General features: G+C 51.5%; 12 protein-coding genes. 6 read left to right on the forward strand and 6 right to left on the reverse strand.

Annotation, left to right across the window (positions count from 1 at the left end; translation table 11 throughout):
• The first annotated feature begins 1 nt into the window (after nt 1).
• The 3 genes from fsa (at nt 2) to H9644_RS11120 (ending at nt 2,681) form a co-directional block, all read left to right on the forward strand.
• Nucleotides 2-664 (forward strand): fructose-6-phosphate aldolase, encoded by a 663-nt coding sequence (gene fsa / locus H9644_RS11110; protein ID WP_064530311.1) that lies wholly within the window; start codon nt 2-4, stop codon nt 662-664.
• A gap of 10 nt (nt 665-674) precedes the next feature.
• On the forward strand, nt 675-1,778 hold the full coding sequence (gene gldA / locus H9644_RS11115) for a bifunctional L-1,2-propanediol dehydrogenase/glycerol dehydrogenase (protein WP_105289402.1): 1,104 nt from the start codon (nt 675-677) through the stop codon (nt 1,776-1,778).
• Nucleotides 1,779-2,063: 285 nt separating this feature from the next.
• On the forward strand, nt 2,064-2,681 hold the full coding sequence (locus tag H9644_RS11120) for a DUF1287 domain-containing protein (protein ID WP_105289403.1): 618 nt from the start codon (nt 2,064-2,066) through the stop codon (nt 2,679-2,681).
• Nucleotides 2,682-2,707: 26 nt separating this feature from the next.
• On the opposite strand, the gene yijE is transcribed toward H9644_RS11120, so the two are convergent.
• From yijE to metF, 3 genes are all read right to left on the reverse strand, one after another.
• Nucleotides 2,708-3,613: a cystine transporter YijE gene (gene yijE / locus H9644_RS11125; RefSeq protein WP_191774592.1), complete on the reverse strand. Its 906-nt coding sequence runs from the start codon at nt 3,611-3,613 to the stop codon at nt 2,708-2,710.
• A 278-nt stretch (nt 3,614-3,891) separates the two neighbouring features.
• Nucleotides 3,892-6,072, reverse strand: a complete 2,181-nt coding sequence (gene katG, locus H9644_RS11130; protein WP_191774594.1) for a catalase/peroxidase HPI — start codon at nt 6,070-6,072, stop codon at nt 3,892-3,894.
• Nucleotides 6,073-6,400: 328 nt separating this feature from the next.
• On the reverse strand, nt 6,401-7,291 hold the full coding sequence (metF, locus tag H9644_RS11135) for a methylenetetrahydrofolate reductase (RefSeq protein WP_064530305.1): 891 nt from the start codon (nt 7,289-7,291) through the stop codon (nt 6,401-6,403).
• 499 nt (nt 7,292-7,790) lie between these two features.
• On the opposite strand from metF, the gene H9644_RS11140 reads away from it, so the two are divergent.
• Complete coding sequence (locus H9644_RS11140; RefSeq protein WP_191774597.1) at nt 7,791-9,290, forward strand: PTS transporter subunit EIIC; 1,500 nt, start codon at nt 7,791-7,793, stop codon at nt 9,288-9,290.
• Between the two features lie 87 nt (nt 9,291-9,377).
• Nucleotides 9,378-10,394, forward strand: coding sequence for a Mal regulon transcriptional regulator MalI (malI, locus tag H9644_RS11145; RefSeq protein WP_191774599.1), 1,017 nt, complete (start codon nt 9,378-9,380; stop codon nt 10,392-10,394).
• A 73-nt stretch (nt 10,395-10,467) separates the two neighbouring features.
• On the opposite strand, the gene H9644_RS11150 is transcribed toward malI, so the two are convergent.
• A complete protein-coding gene (locus H9644_RS11150) occupies nt 10,468-12,021 on the reverse strand; it encodes a bifunctional metallophosphatase/5'-nucleotidase (protein ID WP_191774601.1) in 1,554 nt (517 codons plus the stop codon).
• Between the two features lie 132 nt (nt 12,022-12,153).
• Between H9644_RS11150 and H9644_RS11155 the strand changes: the two genes are divergently transcribed.
• On the forward strand, nt 12,154-13,284 hold the full coding sequence (locus tag H9644_RS11155; protein ID WP_191774603.1) for a cytoplasmic protein: 1,131 nt from the start codon (nt 12,154-12,156) through the stop codon (nt 13,282-13,284).
• Here H9644_RS11155 and metL read toward each other — a convergent pair.
• Together metL and metB are read right to left on the reverse strand one after the other, a co-directional pair.
• Nucleotides 13,248-15,680 (reverse strand): bifunctional aspartate kinase/homoserine dehydrogenase II, encoded by a 2,433-nt coding sequence (gene metL, locus H9644_RS11160; RefSeq protein ID WP_105289410.1) that lies wholly within the window; start codon nt 15,678-15,680, stop codon nt 13,248-13,250. The genes H9644_RS11155 and metL overlap by 37 nt on opposite strands.
• A gap of 2 nt (nt 15,681-15,682) precedes the next feature.
• Nucleotides 15,683-16,843, reverse strand: coding sequence for a cystathionine gamma-synthase (gene metB, locus H9644_RS11165; protein ID WP_001353720.1), 1,161 nt, complete (start codon nt 16,841-16,843; stop codon nt 15,683-15,685).
• Nucleotides 16,844-16,876 lie beyond the last annotated feature (33 nt).

Raw genomic sequence — 16,876 nt, forward strand, 5'->3', positions numbered from 1 at the left:
CATGGAACTGTATCTGGACACCGCTAACGTCGCAGAAGTCGAACGTCTGGCACGCATATTCCCGATTGCCGGGGTGACAACTAACCCAAGCATTATCGCCGCCAGCAAAGAGTCCATCTGGGAAGTGCTGCCGCGTCTGCAAAAAGCGATTGGTGATGAGGGCATTCTGTTTGCTCAGACCATGAGCCGCGACGCGCAGGGGATGGTGGAAGAAGCGAAGCGTCTGCGCGATACCATTCCGGGCATCGTGGTGAAAATCCCGGTGACCGCTGAAGGTCTGGCAGCAATTAAAATACTGAAAAAAGAAGGTATTACTACGCTTGGCACCGCAGTGTACAGCGCCGCGCAAGGATTACTGGCCGCGCTGGCAGGTGCCAAATATGTTGCTCCGTATGTTAACCGCGTAGACGCCCAGGGCGGTGACGGCATTCGCACCGTACAAGAACTGCAAGCGTTACTGGAAATGCACGCGCCAGAAAGCATGGTACTGGCTGCCAGCTTTAAAACGCCGCGTCAGGCGCTGGACTGTTTGCTGGCTGGATGTGAATCCATCACCCTGCCCTTAGATGTAGCGCAACAAATGCTCAACACACCTGCGGTAGAGTCAGCTATAGAGAAGTTCGAACACGACTGGAATGCCGCATTTGGCACTACTCATCTCTAAAGGAGCAATTATGGACCGCATTATTCAATCACCAGGTAAATACATCCAGGGCGCTGATGTCATTAATCGTCTGGGCGAATACCTGAAGCCACTGGCAGAACGCTGGTTAGTGGTAGGTGACAAATTCGTTTTAGGTTTTGCTCAATCCACTGTCGAGAAAAGCTTTAAAGATGCTGGACTGGTGGTAGAAATTGCGCCGTTTGGTGGCGAATGTTCACAAAATGAGATCGACCGTCTGCGCGGCATTGCAGAAAAAGCTCAGTGTGGTGCAATTCTCGGTATCGGCGGCGGCAAAACCCTCGATACCGCCAAAGCACTGGCGCACTTTATGGGTGTTCCGGTAGCAATCGCGCCGACCATCGCCTCAACCGACGCACCGTGCAGCGCACTGTCTGTTATCTACACCGATGACGGTGAGTTTGACCGCTATCTGCTGCTGCCAAATAACCCGAATATGGTCATTGTCGACACCAAAATCGTCGCTGGCGCACCTGCACGTCTGTTAGCGGCGGGTATCGGCGATGCGCTGGCGACCTGGTTTGAAGCGCGTGCCTGCTCTCGCAGTGGCGCAACCACGATGGCGGGCGGTAAATGTACTCAGGCCGCGCTGGCGCTGGCTGAACTGTGCTACAACACCCTGCTGGAAGAAGGCGAAAAAGCAATGCTCGCCGCCGAACAGCATGTGGTAACTCCGGCGCTGGAGCGCGTGATTGAAGCGAATACCTATTTGAGCGGCGTGGGCTTTGAAAGCGGTGGCCTGGCGGCGGCGCACGCGGTGCACAATGGCCTGACTGCAATTCCGGATGCACATCACTATTATCACGGTGAAAAAGTAGCGTTTGGTACGCTGACACAACTGGTGCTGGAAAACGCACCAGTTGAGGAAATCGAAACCGTAGCAGCACTTAGCCATGCGGTAGGTTTGCCAATAACGCTCGCTCAACTGGATATTAAAGAAGATGTCCCGGCGAAAATGCGAATTGTCGCAGAAGCGGCATGCGCAGAAGGTGAAACCATCCACAACATGCCAGGCGGCGCAACACCAGATCAGGTTTATGCTGCACTGCTGGTAGCTGACCAGTACGGGCAGCGTTTCCTGCAAGAGTGGGAATAACCGACGCCAGACTCCCGCGTCAGCGGGAGTTTGAGACCGAAGACAAACGCAAAATTGCCTGATGCGCTACGCTTATCAGGCCTACTTAATCTCTGCAATATATTGAATTTGCGTTATTTTGTAGGCCAGATAAGGAATTTTCGCCGCATCCGGTACTTTGTGCCAATAATCTGAAACTCCCACGTTGTTCGGGAGTTTTTTATCCGCTTCTGGACATTTCCCCCATCGAACATTCAAACGCCCGGAAGGTCGAATCTGTGACTCTTATTTTCACGGACGAGACAGATGAAAGCTTCACTGGCGTTGTTCAGTCTTCTGACGGCATTAACCAGCCACTCCTTAAAATCTCCGGCCATTCCACCAGCAGTGGTACAAGTCCAGGCCAACACCAACCTTGCCATCGCAGACGGTGCCAGGCAGCAAATTGGCAGCACGCTATTTTACGATCCGGCATATGTGCAGCTTACTTATCCTGGCGGTGATGTCCCGCAAGAACGCGGCGTATGTTCCGATGTGGTGATCCGCGCCTTGCGCAGCCAGAAGGTCGATTTACAGAAACTGGTTCATGAAGATATGGCGAAGAATTTTGCCGATTACCCGCAAAAGTGGAAGTTAAAGCGCCCGGACAGCAACATCGATCACCGCCGGGTGCCTAATCTGGAAACCTGGTTTACCCGCCACGACAAAACACGCCCCACCAGCAAAAATGCCAGTGACTATCAAGCGGGCGATATTGTCTCCTGGCGACTGGACAACGGACTGGCGCATATTGGCGTGGTTTCCGATGGCTTTGCTCGCGACGGTACGCCGCTGGTGGTGCATAACATTGGCGCGGGTGCACAGGAAGAAGACGTGTTATTTAGCTGGCGGATGGTGGGGCATTATCGGTATTTTGCTAAATAAGCGATCGCCCCACGTGTAGAAAAAACTCAGATCCTTTTTACGCTGACAGCTTCTTTTTTCTTGCGGCTCACCAGTGCCAGTGCCAGCACAATCAAGACAATGCCGCTACCTTCAACGGCGCCCGGATTTTCACCAAGCAGCCACCAGGAAAAGAGTACGCCACAAACGGGAACGGCCAGCGTACTTAAACTAGCAATACTGGCAGGCAAGTTTTTCAATACAAATAGCCATAAGCTCCAGGCCAGCGCCGTCGCCAGAATCGCACTGTAGGCCAGCGCCCAGAACACGGTGGGCTGCCAGTCAATTTCACGTTGCGGCACCAGCCAGGCAACTACGCTCATCACCAGCGCCGCATAAAGCATCTGCCAGGATGTTAACGACAATAAATCCACGCGTGGATGGCGGGCGTAAAGGCGTTTCGCGACAATGGCGCTCGCCCCCCAACTGACACCGGAGAGGATCGCCAGCATGGCGCTTTTCATCGAAGAGAAATCGAGTTGCCACGGCTGCAACACCAAAAATAAGCCGAAAGCGGCAATCAGAATCGCGAAATATTGCCCGCGTCGCAGACGTTCACCGAGAAACAACGCCGCGAAGATCACCACCCAGAATGGCATGGTATAGCTCAGGATCGCCACCTTCCCCGCTCCGCCGCTCACCAGCGCCCACTGCGCCAGGCCTACCATCCCGCAGGTTTGTAATAGAGCAATGGCTAAGGTGTATTTAAATGGCGTCGGGCGCATGCCGCGACCACGTAATAAAAGGACGATGAATAAAACGAGAGCGCCGAAAATGCAGCGTAAGGCGGTAAAGTCGAAGGCACCGATATAACTGGTGACTTGCTTCATGAAAATCCAGCTATAACTCCAGATAAGTGTGAGCAAAACCAGGCCACTGATTGCCAGTGGGTTGCTCTTTCCCGTAGTAGGCATGAGAGATCCAGTGTGTAGTCGTTTTCCTGTGGACACTATACGCTGGTAAAGAAACTTCAGCGACTGCCTAAAAGGCAGTCGCTCAGATTGCTGACAAAGTGCGCTTTGTTCATGCCGGATGCGGCGTGAACGCCTTATCCGGCCTACAAAATCTTGCAAATTCAATATACTGCATGAACCTCGTAGGCCTGATAAGCGTAGCGCATCAGGCAGTTTTTGCGTTTGTCATCAGCCTCACTTCAGCGACTGCCATCAGGCAGTCGCTGAAGAAGGTCAGATTACAGCAGGTCGAAACGGTCGAGGTTCATTACTTTCACCCATGCTGCCACGAAATCTTTAACAAACTTCTCGTGGGCATCGCTGCTGGCGTAAACTTCCGCCACCGCGCGCAGGACAGAGTTAGAACCAAATACCAGATCCGCACGGCTGGCAGTGTATTTCACTTCGCCAGTTTCACGGTCACGGCCTTCGAACAGCTCTTTCGATTCGTCCGCCGCTTTCCACTCGTAACGCATATCCAGCAAGTTCACGAAGAAGTCATTGCTCAATACGCCCACGCGGTCAGTGAAGACGCCGTTTTTGCTGCCATCAAAGTTGGCACCCAGTACACGCATCCCGCCGACCAGCGCGGTCATTTCCGGTACAGTCAGGGTCAATTGCTGTGCTTTATCGATTAACAGTGATTCAGTGGTAGCCTCACCCGCCGCAGCACGATAGTTACGGAAACCATCGGCAACAGGTTTGAGCAGCTCAAACATCTCAATGTCAGTCTGATCCTGACGCGCATCGACGCGACCCGGCACAAACGGTACATGAATGCTCACCCCTGCGGCACTTGTGGCTTTCTCTACGCCAACCACACCAGCCAGCACGATGATATCTGCCAGCGAGGCTTTGCCAGACTCTTTCTGGATTTTCTCCAGAACTGGCAGAGCACGAACGGCTGCGGCGTTCGCATCCCAGTCGCGTTGCGGTGCTAATGCCAGACGCGCACCGTTGGCGCCACCGCGTTTGTCGCCACCACGGAAGGTAGAAGCAGACGCCCAAGCAACCGACACCAGCTCGCTGACAGACAGACCAGAATCCGCAATCGCAAATTTCAGACTGATAATGTCCTGCTCGGTCGGGTTGTAGATCGGCTGCGGCAGCGGATCTTGCCAGATCAGATCTTCTTTCGGTACTTCCGGCCCGATGTAGCGAGATTTCGGCCCCATATCCCTGTGCGTCAGTTTGAACCAGGCACGGGCAAAGGCTTCGTTGAACGCCTGCGGATCATTGAGGAAACGACGAGAAATCTTCTCGAACTCAGGATCAAAACGCAGCGTCAGGTCGGTCACCAGCATTGTCGGTTTACGTTTCTTCGACGGATCGAACGGGTCCGGGATAATTTCCGGTGCGTCTACCGCTTCGAACTGGATTGCGCCAGCCGGGCTGCGGGTCTGTACCCACTCATATTTGAACAGGTTTTCGAAGAAATAGTTGCTCCACTGGGTCGGCGTCTGGGTCCAGACCACTTCCAGACCAGAGGTGATGGCATCGGCACCTACACCGGAGCCAAAATCGCTCTTCCACCCTAAGCCCTGGTTTTCGATCGGAGCCGCTTCCGGATCTGGGCCTACGTGCGTTGCGGGACCTGCGCCGTGAGTTTTACCTAACGTATGACCACCAGCGATCAGCGCAACAGTTTCTTCATCGTTCATTCCCATATTGCCAAATGTCGCGCGGATAGCCGCTGCTGCTGAAAGCGGTTCGCCGCTGGCGTTTGGCCCTTCCGGGTTAACATAAATCAGCCCCATTTCGGTTGCTGCTAATGGGCGTTTTGCCAGTTCTTCCGGGTTACGGTGAGCAAGCCAGGTTTTTTCGTCACCCCAGTTCACGTCGAGATCCGGTTCCCAGACGTCTTCACGACCGGCACCAAAACCGAAGGTACGGAAGCCAGAGTTTTCCAGCGCCACGTTACCCGCAAGGATAAACAGGTCGGCCCAGGAGATTTTCTGACCATATTTTTGTTTGATTGGCCATAACAGGCGACGCGCTTTATCCAGGCTGACGTTATCCGGCCAGGAGTTCAGCGGTGCAAAACGTTGCTGCCCACGACCAGCGCCACCGCGTCCGTCGATTGAACGGTAAGTACCCGCGCCGTGCCAGGCCATACGAATAAACAGACCCGCATAGCTGCCCCAGTCGGCTGGCCACCACGGTTGAGATTCTGTCAGCAATTCTTTCAGATCTTTTTTCAGGCCGTAGTAATCTAATTTGCTGAATTCTTTGCGGTAGTCAAAGTCCTCGCCCAGTGGGTTAGAACGGTTAGAATGTTGGTTTAACAGGTCAACACGGAGTTGTTTTGGCCACCAGTCATGAGTGGTTGTTCCCGCACCCGCGCTCTGGTCGTGACCGCCCTGATGGAACGGGCATTTGCCAGTGGCTGTCGTGTTATGGATATCGTCTGACGTGCTCATCAATGTGCTCCCCTCTACAGTGTTACCGTTACGATACACAGCGTTAGAGAGAAGTTATAATTGAATTAATCCACGGATGCGATAGTTGAGATCTTACATATTGTTGGTTAAAGAGATGTAGATCAAATTGATCGTAATTAAGACTTTTTGATTATGTCCGATTTCGGACAAATGCTTTATAAGAAAAGGTTTTAGCTTCGTATCCTTCAAGGAAGGAGGGAGAAAATAAGGCTGACTACCTTATTTTCCCATTCTCATTTCGAGGCAGCATTTTGTGCGCTGTTTTAATTTTGTGATCACTATGTGATTTTCACAACAGTTAAAATATTTATAAACCAGGACGCACACCCAGCGTATGGCAAATCGCGTAACTCATTTCAGCACGGTTAAGCGTATAGAAGTGGAAATCTTTCACCCCTTCACGGCTTAAAATCTTCACCATATCCATCGCAATATTCGCGCCCACCAGTTTGCGGGTTTCGGCATCGTCATCCAGGCCATCAAACATTTGCGCCATCCATGCCGGAATGCGTACGTTGGTCATGTCAGCAAATTTCTTCGCCTGTTTAAAGTTAGAGACGGGCAAAATACCGGGAATAATTTCCACATCGATACCCGCCGAAACACAACGGTCACGAAAACGCAGGTAGCTTTCGACATCGAAGAAGAACTGAGTAATGGCGCGGTTGGCTCCGGCATCTACTTTGCGTTTCAGGTTAAGCAAATCCGCCTGGGCGCTTTTCGCTTCCGGATGCACTTCCGGATACGCCGCCACGGAGATATCGAAATCTGCGACCTCTTTTAACAGCGCCACCAGGTCAGAGGCATACATTTCCGGCTTACCGCTTCCCGACGGCAGGTCGCCACGCAGCGCCACGATATGACGAATACCGTTATTCCAGTAGTCGCGGGCGATGGTTCGCAGCTCGTCAGGCGTCGCATCAATGCAGGTGAGATGCGGCGCAGCTTCCAGACCGGTACGGTCTTTAATGCCTTTAATAATACTGTGCGTGCGGTCGCGCTCGCCGGAATTTGCGCCATAGGTCACTGAAACAAATTTCGGCTTCAGACTGCTGAGACGATCGATGGAGTTCCACAGGGTCTGCTCCATTTCACTGGTACGCGGCGGGAAAAACTCGAACGAAACGTTAATCTGCCCCTGGACTTCTGCCAGGCTCTGATTCAGGGCATCCCGCTGGCTGGCGTGAAAAAAGCTCATACCTTACCTCATCAATCGCTTGTAGTTATATGTTGTGTTGTGAACATCCATCCATTTAGACGTCCAGATGTAAAGATGAAGGAAAAGCCGAGGGGCGTCAACCGAAAAATGGGCAATGAAGGTGAGGAAATATCAGGGAAGATGAATTTTCTTCATCTGGATGTGGGAGTAGATGGGTTCTCTCGCATTATCGCATCGTGAAGTAATGAATAAAGGCTTAAACCATCGGCTTCAAATTTATTTAAATAAGAGTTAATTAATATTCACGACGGTGCTAGCCGAACACTTATTTAAATAAAACAAATAGATACCATAATTTGCATTCATTACTGCATGTTTATTATTTGAACTACTTCAAACTATTAATAATTTCTCCAAAATTAAGTTGCAGAGCAATTATGCATCCCCCACGATAAGTAGAACGTTCTACTAGAACGTTCTACTTATACAAAAAAAGACTAATTTGCGCAGCTTTATGCGCTATTCGGGGGAAATCAGCATGAGTCTGATATCGAGTGTCGTAAAATCACTTTCTAAACTGTCGATGATTGGTCGCGCGCTAATGCTGCCAATTTCGCTTCTGCCTGCCGCTGGGTTGTTACTGGCGTTCGGCGATAAATTCCATTTGCCGTTGATGATGAATGCCGGCGGTATAATTTTTGATAACTTGCCGATGCTTTTTGCTATCGGTTCCGCCGTAGGGCTGGCTTCAGAATCGGGTATTGCGGCGCTATCCGCAGCTGTATCTGTCTTTGTCACTAATATCACCATCGGTACTGTCCTTGGCATCACACCAGAGATGGCCGGGCAAGGCGGTAAATATGCGATGGTGGTGGGTATTCCAACGCTGCAAATGGGCGTCTTCGGCGGTTTGATTTGTGGGGTTCTGGCAGCATGGTGTTATAACCGTTTTCATACCATGCAATTACCAGAATTCCTTGGCTTTTTCTCCGGCAAACGCTTTGTGGCTATCGCGACGGCTTTTCTTTCCTTCATTCTTGGCTTGTTACTGCCCTATGTCTGGCAACATATTCAGTCGGGAATCGATGCACTATCAGTTATCGTCAATGGTGATAACCAGGCGGCATCGACCTTTATTTTTGGTGTGACAGAACGTGCGCTCATTCCACTTGGCCTGCATCACATCTGGTATCCGTCGTTCTGGTACTCTTTTGGTGATTACACCACCCTGGCGGGGCAAACGATCCACGGCGACCAAACAATTTGGTTCAAAATGCTGGAAGAAGGTGTGAAATCGTTCAGTAGCGACAGCTACCATAATGCGGGTAAGTTTTTACAGGGTGAATTCCCGCTCATGCTGTTCGCGCTGCCTGCGGCATGTCTGGCGATGTACCATGAAGCACACACAAAGAATAAGAAAATTGCCGCCGGTATTCTGTTCTCTGCCGCATTAACCTGTTTCCTGACCGGTATTACAGAACCCGTTGAATTTACATTTATCTTTGTCGCCCCTGTGCTGTATGTCTTCAATGCCATTATGGCGGGCCTTTCCTATATGGCGATGTATCTGCTGCATGCACATATTGCCAAATCTTTCTCGGCGGGGCTTATTGACTATATTTCTTTTGGCATCCTGCCATCCTTTAATGGCTACGAAACCAACTTCCTGAGCGCCATTATCGTCGGCGTGCCAATGGCGGTGATCTACTATTTCACCTTCCGCTTTGTTATTCGTCGTTTTGATGTGAAAACGCCTGGTCGTACTGAAACTACGGTTAGCGCTAATGATAAAACCGATGACGAGCTGGCAACAGAAATCATCACGCTGCTTGGCGGTCAGCAAAACATTAAATCGGTAGGCTCCTGTATCACGCGTTTACGTCTGGAAGTCTCTGATAAAGAAGCGGTGGATCAGGATGGTCTGAACAATATTGGCGCCCGTGGCGTGGTTTTTGTCGGCGATAACGGCATTCAGGTAATTTTTGGCGCGCGAGCGCAATTTATCGCGCAAACCATGTCGACGATGATCGGTAAATAGCCTTAAGATTACCCGATGTCAGAGGTTCTGGTCCCTGACCAGAACCTTCTTGCTATTTAAAGAATCAACGTTGTTCAGGGAGTGAGTTTGAAGAAAGTCAGCATAATTGATGTTGCCAAAAGAGCCGGCGTTTCAGTCTCTACCGTATCGCTAGTGCTGCGCCAGAAAGGGAAAATTTCAGAGGCGACCATCGGAAAAGTTCATGCTGCTATTGACGAACTGGGCTACGTGCATAATGTTGCCGCCGCCAATTTACGCTCCAACACTTCAAATCTTATCGGTCTGATTTTACGTGATTTTAGCGATAGTTTTTCCATCAAAGTGATGGCAAGTATTGTTCAGGAACTGGAAGCACAAGGATATATGGTTTTCCTCGGGCAACCACAGAACGAGCATGAACATCTTGAGCGCTGTTTACTTTCCTTCAAGCAACAAGGTGTTGCCGGAGTGATTTATCTGGCTTCCGATGCACATCGTGAAACCCTGCCCACACTAATTCGCCAGTGTCCTCTTCCTCTAGTCGTCGCGTCACAATCTCCCATCAAAGATGAATGCAACCTGGTGTTGCGCGACAACCAACAGGCGGCAAGCCTTGCCACACGCTATTTAATTGAGCGGGGGCATCGTTACATTGCCTATCTCGGCGGCAAAGAAAGCGATCTTATCCGTCAGCAGCGACTGGTTGGTTTTCGCCAGACCCTGGCAAAATTTGGCATTGCCTGTCGTGACGAGTTCACGCCAGCCTGTGACGATGACACCTGGGCTGCCAGCATGGCAACGCGCCAGTTGCTGGAAAATAACAACGCCATTACCGCCCTGCTCTGCCATTCGCCCGACGCGATGATTGGCGGCATCAACGGCATACATCAGGTGGGGCGCACCGTCGGGAAAGACGTCTTTCTGACCCAGCAGGTAGCGCTAATTGGTTTTGAAGATATGCTGCACATCAACCTCACCTCTCCTGTTTTCACCTGGGTATCTTCCGCCAGTGAAGAAACCGGACGCCAGGCAGCGACCCTGATGATTCGCAAATTAAAAGACCCGGAATTGCAAATTCAAAGAATTGCGCTTTCGGGGCAACTGGTAGTGCGGGAATCGGCGTAATACACATGCCGAATGAGATGTACGTCGACATCGCCATCCGGCAATAAGGTGTAAACAAATTTAATGCGTAATTTTACTTGATATCCTTCACGCGCATACCGTTGAGCTGTTCATCCGTGATGGTGTTACCCGCTTTGAAGTAATCAACCACGGCGTGATAAACGTAATAACCGCCGTTTGTGTTGCGCGCTTTCCCTTCGGTAAATGCGGTAAAACCATCACCGCCATCAGCAAGGAAACTCTGAGTGGCAATAGAGTAAACCGTCGCATCTTCAATCGGTTTGCCATTCAGCGTCAGTGAGATAACACGCTGACCAACCGGCTTGCTGCTGTCGTACTTCATTTCCAGGCCTTTCGATACCTGCAAAACGCCATTACTTAAACTTGCACCGTGTTCCATCAAACTGCGTAATTGTTTACCCGTGAGTTCCATCGTCACCAGTTCATTGGGGAACGGGAAGGTACTGATGACGCCGCCCATCGTAATCGCCCCTGCGGGGATCTCATTACGGATGCCGCCAGAGTTGGTTAAGGCCAACTGAGTGTTTTTACCCGCAGCTGCCAGCAAAGCATCCGCCGCCAGATTCCCCAGGGATGCCGATTCGCCATAGGCACGTTTTAATTCAACCGGCGACTGCGCCACCGTTTGTTGCACCACTTCATCAAGCTTTTTATTCCAGCCGTCAATCACCTGTTTCGTTTGTGGATCGGGCTTCCACTCGTCGGCGTAAATGGTTTTAAGCTCGAAGTTTTTCACCGTAAAATCATGCGGCTTCTCTTTGTAGTCGAGAACCAGTTTGCCCACATCAATCCCGCCGCTGTCAGTGGAGAGGATGAGCGTATTGCCGACTTTAATCGGTTCCGGCGTACCCACATGCGCATGTCCGGTGATCAAAATATCCAGCCCTTTCACCTGACTTGCCGTCTGAATATCTTTATCCAATGCGCGACGCACATCTGTGCCTCCCATACTGGACTGGCGGGCCGGAACACCTTCGTGGATCAGGGCGACGGTCAAATCAACCTTACCTTTGAGTTCATCGATATAACGTTGTAACCATTTAATTTCATCGCGCGCTTCAATACCCACGCGCGTGGCAGCAGATACCGTATCGTTGAAGGCAAATACTCCGTGCAAACCTATAACGCCAATTTTCACACCGTCTTTTTCGATAATGGTATATGGCTTATCCCAGAATGCTTTACTGCTGTTCTGATAAAAAATATTGCCCTGCACAATAGGGAATTTTGCCTGGCTCAACTGTAATAATGTGTTGTCCCAGCCATGGTCAAATTCATGATTTCCTATCGTGACAGCATCTAACGGCATGGTATTCATAATATCGATAATAGCCTTTCCTTTGGTCAGGCTGCTAATATATGGCCCGGTAAAATAGTCACCCGCATCAAAAAACCAGGTGGCTTTGTTTTTGGCTTTTTCTTGTTTAACCAGCGTAGTGATATTTGCCCAGCCGCCAATATCCCGTTTACCGTCAGCGATCCACGGTACTTTATAAGGCTCTACATGCGCATGGAGATCGTTGGTATAAATGATGGTGACATCTTTGGCGCAAGCCCAGAACGGCAGTGTTAATGCGATACCCGCAGCAAGCATTTTAATTTTCATAAATAGTCCCTTTCAGTGAGATAAAGGATTGCTACATTACGTTCTGAAAGACTTATTTATGTGAGAGTAATCACATCCACAGGGGAGAGTTGACGGACAAAATAAACGACCTTGTGAAATCGTTGGTGAAATATGTCAACTCTGTTTACGATTAATGCCTGCAAGTCGTTTGGTTGCCGTAATTTAGGGCAGCCAACATCGAAAGATTATAGCTGGCCTGACTATCGACTAGGTTATGCAGCATTGCACTGTCGGGCATGCGGGAGTTACCCGCCTTTGTTTGACGAACAGCAATTTCGTGACTGGTTGTCAGTTCACTTATCTACATGGGCCTCTGAAAAGGGCCATTTCTGCCCGGTATGTTATGGCAAAGAGACGATTTGTTATGGTCGCAATCCACAGGGTTCGCAACGCATTCAATGTCGTAACTGCAAAAAAGTCTGGACGCCTAAACAATATCAGAAAGAAATAACGCCTCCAGAAATAATCGAAACGGTTGCTCTTCTCGTGCCATTTCAGGGAGTCAGCGGCGGGCAAAAACTGTATGTTTTAATTAGTTTCGATGCTATTCACGGTAATATTCTTCATCTTTCTACTAATTTCACTCAGCATCAGGCTGGAGAAAGTCTGCATTATCGATACAGAGGAAATGCAGAACCAGAGTTACACGGAAGTAATATCGTACACCGCGTTGATATGCGCGAAAAACAATTTCTACGCCGCAGTCAGTTTGATGAAATTCAATATGGCAGCGCAGCGCTCAAGCGTAATGCCAAAGGCACTATTCTGCGTCCGGTTATCACTGCTCACGGGCATTTCAGAGTACTGAATATTTTATTCCCTACAGTAAAAACACATGTTATTTCACACGAGTGTTTTTTAAGAGGTGCCATTATTACGGCCTGGGCAGAACTGTTTCGCCAACAGCAAGGTGAAATTTGGTTTATTGAAGAGGAAATAGCTGACAGTACCGATAACACTTCCTGGAGTTTTCAGGGAACAACTTATCACGGCTGGTGGCAAAATCAGTGGCAACTCTGGGAGCAGGGAAAAAACCGTAAGATGGTGTGTGCATTAACGGGTGGAAATAGCAACAAAGCTAAAATACTCTCTTTAGCAACCAGCAGACACTTTATCCACTGGCTACATAAACAGGCAGAATTTACTCACAGCGCCCCGCTTTCCGCAGGACGCGTCACGCAAATACTGCTTTCTCTGGCTCAGGATTACAACAACTGCGCCAGCCGGTTAATATCCGACTGAATCGCCCCAGCGGTCACATCACGCCCTGCGCCAGGTCCGCGGATCACCAGAGGATTGTCGCGATACCAGCGGCTTTCGATGGCAAAGACGTTATCGCACGGTAGCAGTGATGCCAGCGGATGATCTTCACGCACCGCTTCCACGCCCACACGCGCTTTGCCGTTAGCATCGAAACGCGCCACGTAGCGTAGCACCAGCCCCATTTCGCGGGCAGCTTCCAGCCGTTGTACCATCTGCTCGTTCAGCTCATCGCCATTTTCAAAGAAATGGTCGATGCTGCCGCCTTCGCAATGGGCAGGCACCAGCGATTCCACGCGCACTTGATCCGGTTCGATGTTGTAACCTGCTTCACGCGCCAGAATCACCAGTTTGCGCATCACGTCTTTGCCGGAGAGATCGTCACGCGGGTCAGGCTCGGTTAAGCCCTGCTGCCACGCCTGATCCACCAGCTCGGTAAACGGCACGCTACCGTCGAATTGCAGGAACAGCCAGGAGAGCGTGCCGGAGAAGATCCCGCTGATCGACAAAATGGTGTCGCCGCTGTCGATCAGATCGCGCACGGTATGGTTGATCGGCAACCCCGCACCGACGGTGGCGTTATACAGCCAGTGACGCCCGGTTTTTTCGAACGCGTCGTGGATCTGGCGATATTTATTGCTGTCGCTCGCTCCTGCCAGTTTGTTGGCGCTGATAACGTGGAAACCGTGGCTGGCGAAATCGAGATATTGATCGGCAAGCTGCTGGCTGGCGGTAACGTCCAGCACCACTAAATCATCATACGGATGGGCGCGCATCCACAGGAACAGCGACTCTTCATCCTGCTCGACGGCTTCATCGTTGAAGAACGCTAACGCGCGGCTGGCGTCCAGCCCGTCATAGCTCAACAGGCTGCGGCGGCTGTCCACCACGCCTGCCAGCACAAATTCAAATCCGGTACGCGCCGAGAGCGTACTCTGCTCACGGGCGAACAGTTCCAGCCAGCGGGAACCAATATTACCCTTGCCGAACAGGACCAGGCCGATGCGTTTTTCCGCGCGGAAGACGGACTGATGCAGCCCCTGAATCAGGCTTTCGGTCGGACCGGTGCGCAGCACTGCCACCAGGCTGATACCGTCATCAGACTGCCAGGTAAATTCGACCGGCTGGCCTTTCAGTTGCTGCCAGAAGCGGTGGCAATGCAGCGGGTTACGGGTGACGCCCGCCCCGACCATCGCCACCAGTGCCAGCCCCTGACGCAGACGCAGTTCGCCAGGTAATCCTGCTTCGTCGAGGATTTTCAGCGCGCTGTCGGCCACTTCCGAGGTGTAGCAAAATTGCAGCAACTGGCGATCGTTATGTACGCCCACTGCCAACGGACGCACCTGCGCGCGTTTCAGGATCTGGTCGATTTCTTTATGCGCCAGTTTGAAATCCTGGCTGGCGGGCACCTGAAACTCAATCAAACAGACATCATCGTGACTGGTGACAATACGCGCTCCTGTACCGGAAGCCAGCACGCGTTCAATGCGTGTAGAGCCTTGATCAGGCGTGTAGCTACAGCGCAGTTGCAGGTCGATTTCACTACCAGAAACTGGCTGTAAAGTACGAGCATGAAGAACGGGGGCCGCCAGACGCGCCAGTTCGCTGGCCTCATCAAGACGCAGCAATGGCAGCAGGCAGGCATCTTTCACTTTGCGCGGGTCAGCACTGTATACCCCGGCGACGTCGCTCCAGATAGTTACGCGGGAAACGCCCGCCAGCGCACCGATTTGGGTAGCGGAATAATCAGAACCGTTACGCCCCAGCAGCACCGTTTCACCGGCGTTGTTACGGCTGATAAACCCGGTCACCACCAGACGTTTGCCCGGATGTTGTACCAGTAGCTGTTGCAGCAACGGATACGAAAGCCCTTCATCAACCTGCGGTTGTGCGGCGCGTTCGGCACGTAAAAACTCGCGGGCATCAAGCCAGGCTGCTGGCAATCCTTGTTGATTAAGTACCGCAGACATCAGACGCGCCGACCACACTTCCCCGTGGCCCACCACTTCTGCATACACCGCATCGGTAATACCGCTGTCGAGCAGCGCGGCCAGGCGTTCCAGATCGCTGACAAAGGCGCTAATGAGGCTATCGGCTTCTTCGGCGGGTAACAGGCCGCTAATCAGATCGCACTGATAACGACGTAATGTTTGTTGAACCTGATGCGCAGAGAGACGATCGGTCTGGCTTAGTTTCAACCAGTTAATCAACTGATTAGTGGTGCTACCAGCGGCGGAAACCACCATCATATCGTCGGGCTGGGAGTACTCAGCCATAATGCCCGCGACACGCAAATAACACTTCACATCAGCCAGACTACTGCCACCAAATTTATGCAGCTGACGACCTTTCGCCCCTGCCTGCGCAATCACACTCATTTTTACCCCTTGTTTGCAGCCCGGAAGCCATTTTCCAGGTCGGCAATTAAATCTTCGCCATCTTCAATACCGGTGGAGATACGCAACAGCGTCTCGGAGATCCCGGCGGCAGCACGCGCTTCTGGCGCCATGCCTGCATGTGTCATGGTTGCGGCGTGAGAGATTAAACTTTCCACTCCCCCTAACGATTCCGCCAGCGTAAATAACGACAGCCCGCCCAGGAAACGACGCAGCGTCTGCTCATCGCCATCCAGTTCAAAACTCAACATTGCGCCAAAGCCTTTTTGCTGGCGCGCGGCAATTTCATGCCCCTGATTTTCCGGCAGCGACGGGTGATACAGTTTTTTCACCAGCGGCTGGGTTTGCAGATATTTCACAATCGCCTGCGCATTACGCTGGGCCAACTCCATACGCGGCACCAGAGTACGCAGACCGCGCAGCAGCAGATAGCTGTCAAACGCGCCGCCCGTCACGCCAATATTGTTTGCCCACCAGGCAAGTTCGGTGACAACGTCTGGGTCTTTAGCAATCACCACGCCTGCCACCACGTCAGAGTGGCCATTCAGATATTTCGTACATGAATGCAACACCAGATCGGCACCCAATGCCAGCGGATTTTGTAATGCCGGGCTTAAGAAGGTGTTATCCACCACGCTCACCGCCCCGACTTCCCTTGCCAGATGGCAGATTTTCGCAATATCCACGACGCGTAACAATGGATTACTTGGGCTTTCTACCAGCACCAGTTTAGGTTTTTCTGCCAGTGCCGCCTGCAATGCCTGCTCATCACCTTGATCAACAAACAGCACGCGATAACAGCCGCGTTTTGCCAGGCTGTCGAATAGGCGATAGCTGCCGCCGTAGCAGTCGTGCGGCGCAACCAGCAAATCGCCAGGTTTCAAAAAGACGGTAGTGACCAGGTGGATCGCGGACATGCCAGTATTTGTAAGCACCGCGCCAGCACCACCTTCCAGTTCTGCCAGCGCACGCTGGACAACATCGCGCGTCGGGTTACCGCGACGCGAGTAATCATGCGCGCGTGGTTCGTTAAATCCGGTAAAGTTATAGGTGCTGGAAAGATGGATCGGAGGGACAACGCAACCATACTGTTCGTCGTCATTTAACCCACTACGCACTGCGATGGTGGCCTGTTTACGCGTCATGTGATGAAGTTCCCTGGGCTGAGTCGGTGAAAA

Origin of the sequence: Escherichia whittamii (genome assembly GCF_014836715.1) — a bacterium.
Lineage (GTDB): Bacteria > Pseudomonadota > Gammaproteobacteria > Enterobacterales > Enterobacteriaceae > Escherichia > Escherichia whittamii.

What these genes read in the sequence shown, in the direction of transcription:
- katG (WP_191774594.1), bottom strand. Translation starts at nt 6,072, where the DNA reads ATGAGCACGTCAGACGATATCCATAACACGACAGCCACTGGCAAATGC.
- H9644_RS11155 (WP_191774603.1), top strand. Translation starts at nt 12,154, where the DNA reads ATGTCAACTCTGTTTACGATTAATGCCTGCAAGTCGTTTGGTTGCCGT.
- metL (WP_105289410.1), bottom strand. Translation starts at nt 15,680, where the DNA reads ATGAGTGTGATTGCGCAGGCAGGGGCGAAAGGTCGTCAGCTGCATAAA.
- metF (WP_064530305.1), bottom strand. Translation starts at nt 7,291, where the DNA reads ATGAGCTTTTTTCACGCCAGCCAGCGGGATGCCCTGAATCAGAGCCTG.
- fsa (WP_064530311.1), top strand. Translation starts at nt 2, where the DNA reads ATGGAACTGTATCTGGACACCGCTAACGTCGCAGAAGTCGAACGTCTG.
- metB (WP_001353720.1), bottom strand. Translation starts at nt 16,843, where the DNA reads ATGACGCGTAAACAGGCCACCATCGCAGTGCGTAGTGGGTTAAATGAC.
- H9644_RS11150 (WP_191774601.1), bottom strand. Translation starts at nt 12,021, where the DNA reads ATGAAAATTAAAATGCTTGCTGCGGGTATCGCATTAACACTGCCGTTC.
- H9644_RS11120 (WP_105289403.1), top strand. Translation starts at nt 2,064, where the DNA reads ATGAAAGCTTCACTGGCGTTGTTCAGTCTTCTGACGGCATTAACCAGC.
- H9644_RS11140 (WP_191774597.1), top strand. Translation starts at nt 7,791, where the DNA reads ATGAGTCTGATATCGAGTGTCGTAAAATCACTTTCTAAACTGTCGATG.
- gldA (WP_105289402.1), top strand. Translation starts at nt 675, where the DNA reads ATGGACCGCATTATTCAATCACCAGGTAAATACATCCAGGGCGCTGAT.
- yijE (WP_191774592.1), bottom strand. Translation starts at nt 3,613, where the DNA reads ATGCCTACTACGGGAAAGAGCAACCCACTGGCAATCAGTGGCCTGGTT.